The sequence below is a fragment of the Microbispora sp. NPDC046933 genome (genome assembly GCF_040644635.1).
GTDB lineage: Bacteria > Actinomycetota > Actinomycetes > Streptosporangiales > Streptosporangiaceae > Microbispora.
In genome coordinates this window covers 1-13,955 of sequence record NZ_JBEYWW010000071.1, presented here as the reverse complement: position 1 = coordinate 13,955, position 13,955 = coordinate 1, and the positions used below count along the sequence as shown (strand labels likewise).

Annotated in this window: 11 protein-coding genes; 1 reads left to right on the top strand and 10 read right to left on the bottom strand. The window is 73.9% G+C overall.

The annotated features are described in order from the left end of the window. The 10 genes from ftsZ to ABZ857_RS43335 all read right to left on the bottom strand — a co-directional run. Positions 1-1,009, bottom strand: a 1,009-nt coding sequence (gene ftsZ, locus ABZ857_RS43380; protein WP_357056601.1) for a cell division protein FtsZ, incomplete at its 3' end; no start/stop codon positions are given. A gap of 248 nt (positions 1,010-1,257) precedes the next feature. Then, positions 1,258-1,929, bottom strand: coding sequence for an FtsQ-type POTRA domain-containing protein (locus ABZ857_RS43375; protein WP_357056598.1), 672 nt, complete (start codon positions 1,927-1,929; stop codon positions 1,258-1,260). Positions 1,930-1,972: 43 nt separating this feature from the next. Beyond that, a complete protein-coding gene (murC, locus tag ABZ857_RS43370) occupies positions 1,973-3,397 on the bottom strand; it encodes a UDP-N-acetylmuramate--L-alanine ligase (RefSeq protein ID WP_357056595.1) in 1,425 nt (474 codons plus the stop codon). Next, positions 3,394-4,473, bottom strand: coding sequence for an undecaprenyldiphospho-muramoylpentapeptide beta-N-acetylglucosaminyltransferase (murG, locus tag ABZ857_RS43365; RefSeq protein WP_357056592.1), 1,080 nt, complete (start codon positions 4,471-4,473; stop codon positions 3,394-3,396). Before murG ends, murC begins: the two co-directional genes overlap by 4 nt. Beyond that, positions 4,470-5,822 (bottom strand): putative lipid II flippase FtsW, encoded by a 1,353-nt coding sequence (gene ftsW, locus ABZ857_RS43360; RefSeq protein ID WP_357056607.1) that lies wholly within the window; start codon positions 5,820-5,822, stop codon positions 4,470-4,472. The genes murG and ftsW overlap by 4 nt, the downstream gene beginning before the upstream one ends. Positions 5,823-5,920: 98 nt before the next feature. Beyond that, the gene (gene murD, locus ABZ857_RS43355; protein ID WP_357056590.1) at positions 5,921-7,297 is read right to left on the bottom strand and encodes a UDP-N-acetylmuramoyl-L-alanine--D-glutamate ligase; all 1,377 of its coding nucleotides are present in this window, start codon (positions 7,295-7,297) and stop codon (positions 5,921-5,923) included. Continuing rightward, a complete protein-coding gene (gene mraY / locus ABZ857_RS43350) occupies positions 7,279-8,355 on the bottom strand; it encodes a phospho-N-acetylmuramoyl-pentapeptide-transferase (RefSeq protein WP_357056587.1) in 1,077 nt (358 codons plus the stop codon). The genes murD and mraY overlap by 19 nt, the downstream gene beginning before the upstream one ends. Beyond that, positions 8,352-9,719 carry a UDP-N-acetylmuramoyl-tripeptide--D-alanyl-D-alanine ligase gene (gene murF, locus ABZ857_RS43345; protein WP_357056584.1) on the bottom strand — a complete coding sequence of 456 codons (1,368 nt, stop codon included), beginning with the start codon at positions 9,717-9,719 and terminating at the stop codon, positions 8,352-8,354. The genes mraY and murF overlap by 4 nt, the downstream gene beginning before the upstream one ends. Positions 9,720-9,782: 63 nt before the next feature. Then, on the bottom strand, positions 9,783-11,354 hold the full coding sequence (locus ABZ857_RS43340; protein ID WP_357056604.1) for a UDP-N-acetylmuramoyl-L-alanyl-D-glutamate--2,6-diaminopimelate ligase: 1,572 nt from the start codon (positions 11,352-11,354) through the stop codon (positions 9,783-9,785). 83 nt (positions 11,355-11,437) lie between these two features. Next, positions 11,438-13,168: a penicillin-binding protein 2 gene (locus tag ABZ857_RS43335; RefSeq protein ID WP_357056581.1), complete on the bottom strand. Its 1,731-nt coding sequence runs from the start codon at positions 13,166-13,168 to the stop codon at positions 11,438-11,440. A 600-nt stretch (positions 13,169-13,768) separates the two neighbouring features. Between ABZ857_RS43335 and ABZ857_RS43330 the strand changes: the two genes are divergently transcribed. Then, the coding region (locus ABZ857_RS43330; RefSeq protein ID WP_357056578.1) for a hypothetical protein at positions 13,769-13,955 on the top strand (187 nt) is incomplete at its 3' end.

The window sequence follows — 13,955 nt, the reverse complement described above, 5'->3', positions numbered from 1 at the left end:
CCGGCGCCGGACGGGCCGCCTGCTGGGGCCGCGACAGCGGCGCGGCCACCGGCACGGCCGGCGCGGGCTCGTCGAACCCGGCCGCGATGACCGTCACCCGCACCTCGTCGCCGAGCGCGTCGTCGATGACCGTGCCGAAGATGATGTTGGCGTCGGGCGCGGCGGCGTTGCTGACGAGCTGGGCCGCCTCGTTGATCTCGAACAGGCCCAGGTCGGAGCCGCCCGCGATGGACAGCAGCACGCCGTGGGCGCCGTCGATGCTCGCCTCCAGCAGCGGGCTGGAGACCGCCATCTCGGCGGCGGCGACCGACCGGTCGTCGCCCCTGGCGTGGCCGATGCCCATGAGGGCCGAGCCCGCGCCGGACATGACCGACTTCACGTCGGCGAAGTCCAGGTTGATCAGACCGGGGGTGGTGATGAGGTCGGTGATGCCCTGCACACCGGACAGCAGCACCTGGTCCGCGGCCTTGAACGCGTCGAGCACGCTCACCTGGCGGTCGGAGATCGACAGCAGCCGGTCGTTCGGGATGACGATCAGGGTGTCGACCTCCTCGCGGAGGGTCTCGATGCCGGCCTCGGCCTGCATGGCCCGGCGCTTGCCCTCGAAGCTGAAGGGCCGGGTGACCACGCCGATCGTGAGCGCGCCGAGCGAACGGGCGATGCTGGCCACGACCGGCGCGCCGCCGGTCCCGGTGCCGCCGCCCTCACCCGCGGTCACGAAGACCATGTCGGCGCCCTTGAGGACCTCCTCGATCTCCTCCCGGTGGTCCTCGGCGGCCTTGCGGCCCACCTCGGGATTGGCGCCCGCGCCGAGGCCCCGGGTGAGCTCGCGCCCCACGTCGAGCTTCACGTCGGCGTCACTCATCAGCAGCGCCTGGGCGTCAGTGTTTATGGCGATGAACTCGACGCCCTTGAGTCCCTCCTCGATCATCCGGTTGACGGCGTTCACTCCGCCGCCGCCGATGCCGACGACCTTGATGACCGCGAGGTAGTTCTGCGGTGCTGCCACGACGAGGGGCCTTTCCGCTCGTTTGCGTTTCCATGCGGGCAGGGCCCGCCGTCTTCTGAACTCTCACCCTCAAGTTGAGGTTTAGCGTTATGTCAACCTGAGGATTGATACGGACAGTAGGGTTGCGCGTCCCCCAGGGTCAACTAACCGCGCCGCAAGGCCGTCCGGCGTGTCGCGCGCTGTCCTATTCGCACGATGCCCTGCTCCGGGGCGGGCCCGGATCACGTGTCCACGGCCCGTGAGATATCTCACCTGACCGTCACCACCTGCGGCGAGCTGACATCGTAGCTGGTTCCCGGCTTGGCGAGGGCGGCGAGCAGGACACGTCCCTTCTGCGCCGAGCGCGCCGCGTCCCCCCATACGACCGTACGGCCGTCGGTGAGTTTGAGCGTGATCGACCGGGGAGAGGGGACGCGCAGTTCGCGCAGGCGCTCCAGGACGCTCTCCGGCAGCGCCCGCAACACGGTGAGACCTGCCCTGGTGGCGGGATCGTCCACGGCGGCCCGCTGCACGCGCAGCACCGGCAGCCGGGGCGGGGCCACGGTCACCTGCTGCACGACGACCCCGTACCGGTCGATCACCGCGGTCGTCGCGCCCATGGGCACGGCCGCGGCGGGGACGCGCTCGACCACGCTGATGCGCAGCGTCCCGGGCCAGCCGCGGTCGACCGTGGCCGACTCGACCGCGCGCATCGCCCGCACCCGCCGTTCGACCTCGGCGAGGTCCACGGTGGCGAGCGGCGTGCCGGTGCCCACCCCCGCGGCCTGCCGCAGCTGCTCGGCGGGGATCCGGCTGTTGCCGGTGATCTCGACCTCCCGCACGCCGAGGACGGGCGAGAAGAACACGACCCACGTGGCGACGCCGACCACCCCGCCGGTCAGCAGGGTGGCGAGGGCCGAACGCCGGACGGCTCGCCTCACCGGTCCCCCACGCTCCGGCTCACGTCCCCGATCACGGCCGGGATCACTGGACGGACAGCTCCGCGACGATCTTCGGGCCGAGCTCCGTCACGTCTCCCGCGCCCATCGTCAGCACGATGTCCCCGGCACGGGCCCGGCCGGCGACGAGCGCGGGCACGGCCTGCCGGTCGGGCGCGTAGACGACCCGCTCGGCGGGAAGCGGGATCTTCCCCGCGACGAGCGCGCCGGAGACCCCGGGCTCGGGGTCCTCGCGCGCGCCGTACACGTCCAGCACGATCACCTCGTCGGCGAGGCCGAGGGCCGCGCCGAACTCGTCGGCGAAGAACCGGGTGCGCGAGTACAGGTGCGGCTGGAAGACCGCGATGACCCGGCCGTCGCCGGTGACGACGTCGCGGGCGGCGCGCAGGTCGGCGGTCAGCTCGGTCGGGTGGTGGGCGTAGCTGTCGAAGACCGTCACGCCCGCGGCCTCGCCCTTGGACTCGAACCGCCGCTTGGCCCCGGTGAAGGCGGCCAGGCCCTCCTTGACGTCGTCGAAGCGCAGGCCGAGGTGGAGCGCCACGGCGATCACCGCGGTGGCGTTGAGCGCGTTGTGCCGGCCCGGCACGGCCAGGCGCACCTCGCCGCGTCCCGGTCCCCCGGGCACGGCCGGGCCGAGCTCCACCGCGAACTCCACGCCGAGGCCGCGCGGCACCACGTCGGTCGTGCGCAGGTCGGCGCCGGCGCTCTCGCCGTACGTGACGACGGCGAGGCCACGCTCGCGAGCGACCGGCACGAGGGCGGCGGCGCCGGGATCGTCGGCGCAGACCACGAGCAGCGACCCGATCCGCTCGACGAAGCGGGCGAAGCCGTCGTGGACGGCCTGGGGGTCGCCGTAGTTGTCGAGGTGGTCGGCCTCGACGTTGGTGACCACGGCGACGCGCGGCGCGAGCATGAGGAACGAGCCGTCGCTCTCGTCGGCCTCCGCCACGAACACCTCGCCCGCGCCGTCGTCGGCGCCGAGCCCGGTCGTCACGAGCTGCCCGCCGACGCAGTACGACGGGTCCTCGCCGCACTTCTGCAACGCCACGGTCAGCATCGAGGTGGTCGTGGTCTTGCCGTGCGTGCCGGCGACGGCGATGCCGGTGCGGCCGGTCATGACCGAGGCCAGCGCGGCGGCGCGCGGGATCACGCGCAGGTTCTGCCGCAGGGCCTCCCCCAACTCCGGGTTGGAGTCGCGGATGGCGGTGGACACCACGACCGTGTCCACGTCCTTGATGTGAGAGGCGGCGTGGCCGACGTGGATGACGGCGCCCAGCTCGCGCAGCTCGGCCAGCAGCTCGGAGGGCCGCGCGTCGCTGCCCGACACCGGCACGCCCCGCTTGAGCAGGATCCGGGCGATGCCGGACATCCCGGCGCCGCCGATGCCGATGAAGTGCACCCGCCCCAGGTCGGCCGCCGGGACGGGATCCACGAGCTTGACGAGACTCATCGGTGAGCGATCTCCAGCACCTTGCGGGCGAGCGCCATGTCGGCGTCCTTGCGGCCCATCCGCGATGCGGCCTCGGACATCGCGACCACGCGCTCGGGGTCGTTCAGGATCGGCAGCAGCGTCTGGACGATCCAGGCCGCCGACAGGTTCGCGTCGTCGACCATCAGGCCGCCCCCGGCCCGCACGATGGGCTCGGCGTTGAGGCGCTGCTCGCCGTTGCCGTGCGGCAGCGGCACGAACGCCGCGGGCAGCCCCACGGCGGTGAGCTCGGCGCAGGTCATGGCGCCCGCGCGGGACAGCACGAGGTCGGCGGCGGCGTAGGCGAGGTCCATCCGGTCGACGTACGGCAGGATGACGTACTGCGGGTCGCCCGGCGGGGGCTGCACCTCGACGGTGTTCTTGGGCCCGATCACGTGCAGCACCTGGACGCCCGCCGCCCGCAGGTAGGGCGCGGCCTCCAGCGCCGCCTGGTTGATGGAGCGGGCGCCCTGCGAGCCGCCGAACACGAGCAGCGTCACCCGGTCGGACTCCAGCCCGAAGTACGACCGCGCCTTGTCGCCCATCGACAGGCGGTCCATCGTGCTGATGTCGCGGCGCAGCGGGATGCCGATGCACTGGGCGTTCGGGAGCACGGCGTCCGGGTGGCCCGTGAAGACGTGCTCGGTGAGGCGGGCGCCGAGCCGGTTGGCCAGGCCGGGCCGGGGGTTGGCCTCGTGGACCACGATCGGCACGCCGCGCCGGCGGGCGCCGAGGTAGCCGGGCGTGGCGACGTACCCGCCGAAGCCGACCAGGACGTCCGCGCCGACCTTGTCGAGGATGCCCGCGGCGCTGCCGATGGCCCCGGCGAGGCGGCCGGGCACGGTGAGAAGCTGAGGGCTGAGCGAGCGGGGCAGCGGCACGGCGGGCACGAGTTCGAGCTCGTAGCCACGGGCGGGCACCAGGCGAGTCTCCAGGCCGCGCTCGGTGCCGAGGCAGGTGATGCCGATCCCCGGGTCGAGCCGGCGAAGCGCGTCGGCCAGCGCGAGCGCCGGCTCGATATGGCCGGCCGTCCCGCCGCCGGCGAGGACCACCCTCATGTCACTCCCTGTTCTCGCGGATGTTCTCGCGGATGTCTTCGGAGATGTTCTCGCGGACCTTCCCGCGGATCGTCCCGCGTCCGTTCCTCCGTCGTTGCTCTTCGTGCCGTACGCGGCCGCGCCGCCTGCTGCCGGGCCGGTGCCCGCGAGGCCGCGGGCCGCCGCCTGGCGCGGCCGTTCAGGCCAAGCCAGCTTAGAGCCCGCGCGACCGGTCCCGGGCCACGGGCGGCCAGCGCCTCGGCCGCGCCCGGCTCCTGCTTGGCGAACGACAGCAGCATGCCGAGCGCCGCGAGCGTCGGCAGCAGCGCCGATCCGCCGTACGACACCAGGGGCAGCGGGATGCCGGTGACCGGGAAGACCCCGATGACCGCGCCGATGTTGACGACGGCCTGCCCGGCGATCCAGGCGGTGGTGGCCGCGGCCGCCAGCCGGACGAAGGGGTCCTTCGTCCGGCTGGCGATGCGCAGCCCGGCATAGCCGAGCAGGCCGAACAGCGCGACCACCACGAGCGTGCCCATCAGCCCGAGCTCCTCGCCGATGATGGAGAAGATGAAGTCGCTCTCGGCATGTGGCAGGTAGTTCCACTTCTGCCGGCCCGCGCCGAGCCCGAGGCCGAACCAGCCGCCGGAGCCGATCGCCATCAGTCCCTGGACGGACTGGAACCCCTCGTTCTGCGCGGTGTCCCACGGGTGCAGGAAGCCGGTGAGGCGGTCGAGCCGGTACGGCTCGACGATGATCATAGTGGCGGTCGCCAGCGCGAGCAGCGCGAGGATCCCGCCGAACAGCCGCACCGGCGCGCCGACCACCCACAGCAGCGCGAGGAAGACCATCATGAGCACGAGCGTGGTGCCGAGGTCGCGCCCGAGCATGACCAGGACGGCCAGCAGGGCCACGCCCGGCATCAGCGGGATCAGCAGCTGGCGCCACTCGATGCGGCCGCCGCGCGCCCGCGCCGCGAGCAGGTCGGCCCCCCACAGCACCAGGGCCAGCTTCGCCGGCTCCGACGGCTGGACCGAGAACGGGCCGATGACGATCCACCGCTGGGCGCCCAGCAGTTCCTGGCCGAGGAAGATGACCATCAGCAGGCCGAGGATCGCCAGGCCCATCAGCGGATAACCGGCCAGGCGGAAGAACCGCTGCGGCAACCGGGAGCAGACCCACATCAGGGGGAGCCCGATCGCCACCGACGTGACCTGCTTGAGGAACCAGTAGAACGGGTCGCCGGTCCGCTGCAGCGCCTCGATGCTCGACGCCGACAACACCATCATCAGCCCGAGCGCCAGCAGCAGCGCGCTGCAGCCGAGCACCAGGTGGTAGGACGTCAGCGGGCGGCCGAGCAGCTCGCGCAGCGCGGCGAGCTGGGCGCCGGCCCAGCCGACGGGCTCGGGCCCCTGACGCTCCGCCTTCCGTGCGGTGGCGGCACCGGCGGAGCCGGTCGCGGGGCCCGTCACCGGGCCGCCAGCCGCCGCACGGCTCGGGCGAAGGCCTCCCCACGCGCTCCGTAACTCGCGAACATGTCCAGTGACGCCCCGGCGGGGGCGAGCAGCACGGTGTCACCCGGGGTGGCGAGCCGGGCGGCTTCGGCGACGACACGGTCCATGACCCCAGTGTCTTGCCCCGGCACGTCCACGACGGGGACATTCGCGGCGTGTCGCGCCAATGCGCGGCGGATCACGTCCCGGTCGGTCCCCAGCAGCACCGCGCCTCTCAGCCGGGGCGCGGCCTGCCGTACGAGGTCGTCGACGTCGGCGCCCTTGAGCTGACCGCCGGCGATCCACACGATCGACTTGTAGGCGGCCAGCGACGCGGCGGCGGCGTGCGGGTTGGTGGCCTTGGAGTCGTCCACGTAGTCGACCTCGCCGACCCGGGCCACGTGGGCGATCCTGTGCGGGTCGGGGGTGAACTCCCGCAGGCCGCGCCGCACGGCCTCGGGCGGCACGCCGTAGGCGCGGGCCAGGGCGGCGGCGGCGAGCGCGTTGGCGACGTTGTGCGGCGCGAACGGCCGCACGTCGGCGAGGCAGGCCAGCTCCTCCGCCGAGGTCGCGGGGTCGGCCACGAAGGCCCGGTCGACCAGCAGGTCCTCCACGACGCCCAGCTGCCCGGGCCGGGGCACGGCGAGCGTGAAGCCCACCCGAGAGCCGTACGGCTCGGCCAGGCGGGACGACCACGCGTCGTCGGCGTTGTAGACCACGGTCCCCGCTCCCGCGTAGACGCGCGCCTTGGCCGCGGCGTACTCCTCCATCGAGCCGTGCCAGTCGATGTGGTCGGGCGCCACGTTGAGCACGGCCGCCGCGAGCGGGGCCAGGGTCGAGGACCAGTGGAGCTGGAAGCTCGACAGCTCCACGGCCAGCACGTCGTACGGTCCGTCCACGGCCTCCGCGATCGGGACGCCCACGTTGCCCACGGCCAGGGCCTTGTGCCCGGCGGCGGACAGCATGGACGCGAGCATGCGGACGGCGGTGGTCTTGCCGTTGGTGCCGGTCAGCGCCAGCCAGGGGGCCGCGGACTCGCCCCGCAGCCGCCAGGCCAGCTCGACCTCCCCGATCACCTCGACGCCCGCGTCCGCGGCGGCGACGAGCAGCGGGTGGGCGGGACGCCAGCCCGGCGAGGTGACCAGGAGCGAGGTCCCGGCGGGCAGCGCGGGCTCGCCGAAGCGCACCTCCACGCCCAGCTCGGCGAGCTCGGCGGCCGTCGCGCGCTGCCGCTCGCCGTCCACGGCCTCCAGCACGGTCACGCGCTCGCCGCGCGCCGCCAGGGCCCGCGCCGCGGCGGCGCCCGACACGCCGAGGCCGGCGACGACGACGTTCACTGTTTCGGCATCCATTCGAGGTAGAACAGTCCGAGACCGGCGGCGACGCACAACGCGGCGATCAGCCAGAAGCGCACCACGATCGTCGTCTCGGCCCAGCCCGACAGCTCGAAGTGGTGCTGGAGGGGCGCCATCCGGAACACGCGTCTGCGGGTCAGCTTGAACGAACCGACCTGGATGATCACCGACATCGTGATGATCGCGAACAGGCCGCCCAGGATGACGAGCAGGAGCTGGGTCCGGGTGGTGAAGGCCAGGCCGGCGATCACGCCGCCGAGGGCCAGCGAGCCGGTGTCACCCATGAAGATCTTGGCGGGCGGCGCGTTCCACCACAGGAAGCCCAGACAGGCGCCCAGCACCGCCGCCGCGACCACCGCCAGGTCGAGCGGATCTCGCACCCAGTAGCAGTTGGGGCCGAAGCCGACCGTCGTGCAGCTGTTGCGCAGCTGCCAGTTGCCGATCAGCACGTACGCCGCGAGGACCAGGCAGGTGGCGCCGGAGGCCAGGCCGTCGAGACCGTCGGTCAGGTTCACCGCGTTCGAGAAGCCCACGATGAAGAACACGACCCAGATCATGAACCCGATCAGCCCGATCGACGGCCCGATGTCCCGCAGGAACGACACCCGCGTCTCCGCGGGGGTCACGGCGTAGGCGTTGGGGAAACGCAGGACGAGCACCGCGAAGATCGCGCCGACGACGAGCTGCCCGCCCGCCTTGGCGCCGCTGCGCAGGCCCAGGCTCCGCTGCTTGTAGATCTTGATGAAGTCGTCGAGGAAGCCGACCGCGCCGAGGCCCGTCATCAGGAACAGCACCAGCAGTCCCGACGCCGTCGGGGGGTCGCTGACCGCCGAGAAGACGGTCACCCCATGGGCCATGAAATAGCCGATCAGCGACGCGATGACGATCACCGTGCCGCCCATCGTGGGAGTGCCCTTCTTGTCGTAGTGACCCGACGGGCCCTCCTCCCGGATGTTCTGGCCGTAGCCCCTGCGGGCGAACAGCCGGATGGCCAGCGGCGTGCCGACCATGGACAGAATCAGCGAGATCGCCCCCGCGATGAGGATGTTCCTCACCGGGCGTCACCTCCGAGGATCGCCTCGGCGACCCGCTCGAGCCCGGCCGCACGCGGCCCTTTCACCAGCACCACGTCGCCCGGCGCGAGCCGGTCCGACAACTCCCGCGCCGCCGCCGCGGCGTCCGGGACGTGGATCGCGCCGGGCGCGCCCCGCAGCACCGGCCCGGCGTCCTCCCCCACGACGACGACCGCCTCCAGGCCCGCGCCCGCGGCCAGCCGCCCGAGGTCCTCGTTCAGCGCCGGGCCGTCCTCGCCCAGCTCGCGCAGCGCGGCGATCACCGCGAACCGCCGCCGTCCCTCCCCGATGACCGCGAGGCTGCCGAAGGCGGCCCGCATGGAGTCGGGGTTGGCGTTGTAGGCGTCGTTGATCACGGTCACGCCGTCGGGCCGCTCGGTGACCTCCATCCGCCAGCGGCTGCGCGGCTCGGCCGCCGACAGTTCCTCGGCGATGTCGGCCACCGGCAGCCCCAGCTCGTGCGCGGCCGCCGCGGCGGCCAGGGCGTTCTCCACCGTGTGCGCGCCGTACAGGCGCAGCCGGACCGGGGCGGCGCCGGACGGCGTGCGCAGCGTGAACGAGGCGCGGCCGGTCGCGTCGAGCGTCTCGTCCTCCGCCCGCACGTGCGCCTCCGGCGAGCGCCCGAAGTAGGTCACCCGCGCGCTCGTACGGCCGGCCATCGCGCGCACCAGCGGGTCGTCGGCGTTGAGCACGGCGACCCCGCCGGCGGGCAGCGCCTCGACGAGCTCGCCCTTGGCCTGCGCGATCGCCTCCTTGCCGCCGAACACCCCGAGGTGCGCTGTCCCGACGTTGAGCACGACGCCGATGCGGGGCGGGGCGATCCCCGCGAGGTAGGCGATGTGGCCGATGCTGCGCGCGCTCAGCTCCAGGACCAGGAACCGGGTGGTCTCGTCGGCCTTGAGCACGGTCAGCGGATGGCCGATCTCGTTGTTGTACGAGCCGACGGGGGCGACCGTGGGGCCGAGCCGGGCGGCGAGACCGGCCAGCAGGTCCTTGGTCGTGGTCTTGCCCGCGGATCCGGTCACGCCGACCACGGTCGTGCCGGGCAGCTCCGACAGCACGGCGGTGGCCAGCGAGGCCAGGGCCGCGAGCGGGTCGGCCACGATCACGGCCGGCGCGTCGACGGGCCGGGTGGCGAGGACGGCGACGGCGCCGGCGTCGCGGGCCTGCCGGGCGAAGTCGTGCCCGTCGGCCCGCTCACCCTTGATCGCCACGAACAGCGAGCCCGGTCCGGCCGCCCGTGAGTCGATCACGACGGGCCCCCGGACCACGGCTGCCGGGTCGGCCGCCCCGTTCAGCGCTCCGGACGTGATCTCGGCGACCCGGGCCAGCGGCAACGGGATCATGGTGTCTTTCCTGCTCTCTTTCGCGTCGCTAACTCGGCCGCCAGGGCACGGCCCGGCCACGGCTCACGCATCGGCGGCCTCCCGCGCCGCCCGCCGCGCCCGGCTCCGCTCCGCGACGGCCGCGGCGGCGACCTCGCGGTCGTCGAAGGGAATGACCTCGCCCCCGACGTACTGCCCCTGCTCGTGTCCCTTGCCGGCCACAACTACCACATCTCCGGGGGCCGCACCGCCGATCGCCAGGCGGATGGCGTCCGCCCGGTCCGGCTCCACGACCACGTGGGCCCGCTCCTTGATGGGTACCCGCAGCGCGCCCTCCAGCATCGCGGCGAGGATCGCGAGCGGGTCCTCCGTACGGGGGTTGTCGCTGGTGAACACGGCCAGGTCGGCGAGGCGGACGGCGGCCTCGCCCATCATCGGGCGCTTGCCGCGGTCGCGGTCGCCGCCGCAGCCCAGCACGATCACCAGGCGGCCTCCCGGCCCGTCGTCCAGCACCGCGCGCAGCGAGCGCAGGACCGACTCCACCGCGCCCGGCTTGTGCGCGTAGTCCACGATCACCTGGACGTCGTCCGCGCCCGGCACCCGCTCCATCCGGCCCGGCACGCCGCCGAACTCGCCGACGCCGGTCACCGCGGCCTGCAGCGGGACCCCGGCCTCCACCAGCGCCACCAGCGCGCCGAGCGTGTTGGCCACGTTGAACGGGCCGGGCAGGGCCACCGAAACCTCGGCCTCGACCCCGCCGGGACCGACCAGGCGGAACCGGCTGCCGGCGGGGCCCAGGCGCACGTCCTCGGCGCGCCAGTCGGCCTCCGGCGCCCCGGTGGCGGAGAACGTGGTGATCGGGATCTTGGCCGTGGCGGCCAGCTCCCGGCCGTGGGCGTCGTCGATGTTCACCACGCCCGCCCGGCTGAACTCGGGGGTGAACAGGCGCGCCTTGGCCGCGAAGTAGTCGTCCAGGTCGCGGTGGAAGTCCAGGTGGTCCTGCGACAGGTTGGTGAAGATCGACACGTCGTAGAACAGGCCGTCCACGCGGCCGAGGGCCAGGGCGTGGCTGGAGACCTCCATGGCCGCCGCGCTCACGCCCCGCTCGCGCATCAGCGCGAACAGCCCCTGCAGGTCGGTCGCCTCCGGGGTGGTGAGCTCGGGGGTGAACCGCACGTCGCCCGCGCGGATCTCCACGCCGCCGACCAGGCCGGTGCGGTGGCCCGCCGCCCGCAGGCCCGCCTCAAGCAGGAACGTCGAGGTGGACTTGCCGCTGGTGCCGGTGACGCCGATGAGCGTGATGCCGGCCGCCGGCTTGCCGTACACCCAGGCGGCGACCTGTCCGAGCACCGCCCTCGGGTCGGGCACGACGAGCACCGGCAGCCCGGTGGCGACGGCCGGGTCGCGGCCGTCGGCGTCGGTCAGGATCGCCGTGGCGCCCGCCGCCAGGGCGTCGCCGGCGAACTCCGCGCCGTGCCGGGCTTTGCCGGGCACGGCCACGTACAGGTCGCCGCGCCGCACCCGGCGCGAGTCGAGGGTGATGCCGGTGACCGTGCCGCGGACCACCCGCGCTCCGGGGGACGGGACGGCCGCCGACGTGCCGAGCAGGGACGCGAGCGCGGACAGCGGGCGGGCCTGGACGGCCTCGGGACGCATGGACGACGGGGAACGCACGGCGAGAGCGTACCCCCCTCCGTCGCTCGCCTCGGCCACTCCGGCCCCGGCCACTCCGGCTCCGGTCACTCCGACGGGCGAAGGACCATCACTGGCGCCTTCGTGCCGGTCGGGGGGATCTTCCTGTTCTTCAACGCGAAAGTCATGACGTCCTTGAACACCGGGGCGGCGACGGCGCCGCCGTAGTGGCCTTTCTTCGGATCCTGGATGACCGCCAGGGCCATCAGCCGGGGCTGGTCCGCGGGGGTGAAGCCGACGAACGTGGCGGTGTACCCGCAGTATCCCGCGCACTTCTCGTCGTACCGCATGGCGGTGCCGGTCTTGCCCGCCACGCGGTAGCCCTCGATCGAGGCCTCCTCTCCCGTGCCCTCGTGGCCCACCGCGGCCTCCAGCATCAGCGCGATCTTCCTGGCGGTGGTCTCGCTGATCACCCGCGTGCCCTTGGCCGCGGGGCTGGGGACGAACGCGCCGTGCGCGTCGGTGGTGCCCGCCACGATCGAGGGGGTCATCCGCACTCCACCGTTGGCGATCGTCTGGTAGACGCTGGCCATCTGCAGCGCGGTGACCGAGATGCCCTGGCCGTAGGCGATCGTACAGCGCTGGCTGCCCGACCACGTCTGCCACTGCGGCAGCAGGCCGGCCTGTTCACCGGGGACCCCCGATCCGCTGCGCGCGCCGAATCCGAAGGACCGGAACATGTCGTACAGCCGCTGACTGGAGATCTTGTCGGATACCATGATCGTGCCGACGTTGCTCGACTCGGCGAGGATCCCGGTGAACGTCAGCGGCTCGGGCTTGTGCGGATGGGCGTCCCTGAGCTGCCGGTCGGCGCACTGGATGTGGTCGGGCACCTGGAAGACGGTGTCGGGGGTGACCGCGCCCGCCTCCATCGCCGCCGCGGCCGTGATCACCTTGTTGGTGCTGCCCGGCTCGAACACCTCCGACACCGCGCGGTTGGCGCGGTCCTCGGCCGAGGCCGACTGCCAGTCGTTGAGGTCGGCCTGGGGCGCGTTCGCCATGGCGAGGATCTGCCCGGTCGGCACGTCGATGACGATCACGCTGCCGCTGCGCGCCCCCGTCTCGCGGACCTGCCGGGCCAGCGCCTGCTCCGCGGCCCACTGGATGTCCCTGTTGATGGTCAGGCGCACGTCCCGCCCGGGCACCGGCGCCTCGCGCTGGCTGCGCGTCATCGGGATGCGCTGCCGGTTCGCGCCGAGCTCGACGCTCTGCTTGCCGTCCTTGCCCGCGAGGACGTCGTCGTACGCGCTCTCCAGCCCCTCCAGGCCCCTGCCGTCGACGCCGACGAAGCCGAGCAGGCCGCCCGCGAGCGAGCCGCCGGGGTAGAAGCGCCGGTAGGTCTCCTTCATCCCCACGCCCTTGAGCTCGAAGCCCATGATGCGCTTGGCCCGCGCCGGCTCGACGTCGCGGGCCAGCGGGATGTACCGCTGGGTGATTTTGGCCAGCGCGGCGGCGATCTCCTCCTTGGGCTTGTTCAGCTCCCGTGCCAGCGTGGTGGCGACCAGGTCGCGCTTGTCCGCGTCGACGTCCTTGGGGTCGACGTAGATCTCCCTGGCCTCGACCGTCACGGCGAGGTCGTGGCCGCCGGCGTCGGTGATCGAGCCGCGCCGCGCCGGCAGCGTCTCCGGCCGCACGCGCTGCTCCGCGGCCCTCGCCTGGAGCACCTTGGAGTCGAAGCCCTGAAGTTGCACCAGCCGGCCGGCGAACAGCGACAGCACGATCGCCATCACCACCAGCGCCGCCCTCAGCCGCCGCGCGGGGTTGCCCAGCCGGAGCACGGCGGGCGGACGCGGCGGGCCCGGTGGACCGGGTGGACCCGAAGCACGCTGCGGACCCGACGGACGCTGCGGACCCGACGGACGCTGCGGGGCGCCGCCGGTGCGGGGACGGCCCGGGCCGGTCCCGCCGGGTGCCCCCGGCGCGGCGGGCCGCGGCGCGCCGGTCCTGCCCGGGGCCCCTGCCTTCGCGGAAGCACCGTCTCCGGAGGCGCCGGATGCGCCAGGAGCGCCGGGTTTTCCTTGCACGCCCGGTTTCAGGGAAGCGGCCGATGTCCCCGAGACGCCGGGCCTGCCCGAAGCGCCGGACCTGCCGGAGACGCCTGGCTTTCCCGGGGCGCCTGACTTTCCGGGGGCTTTTCCGGAGGCGCCACGCGGATCGCCGGCGGCGGAGGGGCGAGGACGGCCGGGAGCGCCGGACGCGGCTCCGCGACCGGCATGACCCGCCACGCCGCCGCGCGGACGGTCAGGGGCGCCCTGTGCACCCGCGCGCGGCTGCCCTGACCCCGCGCCGCTCGCGGACCGCCCCGGCGATCCCGCCGTAGGCCGCTTGTCGTCCCCCGATCCCGCGGCGCCGCGCGGACGCCCCTCACCGGGGCCCGGGTGCTGCGCGCCGACGCGGCGCGGGCCGCCGCCGGGCACGCCTGGATCGCCTCTTCGCGTCGTGCGTGCGGGTGGGACGGGTGCGCCCGGTGCGGACCGGCGCCTCCCGGGCGGCTCGCCGGTGCGGCCGTTCCGCGCGTCGTCACGCCCGCCCGCGGCGTCGCGCGCGCCGTCCGCCCGGCCGCCG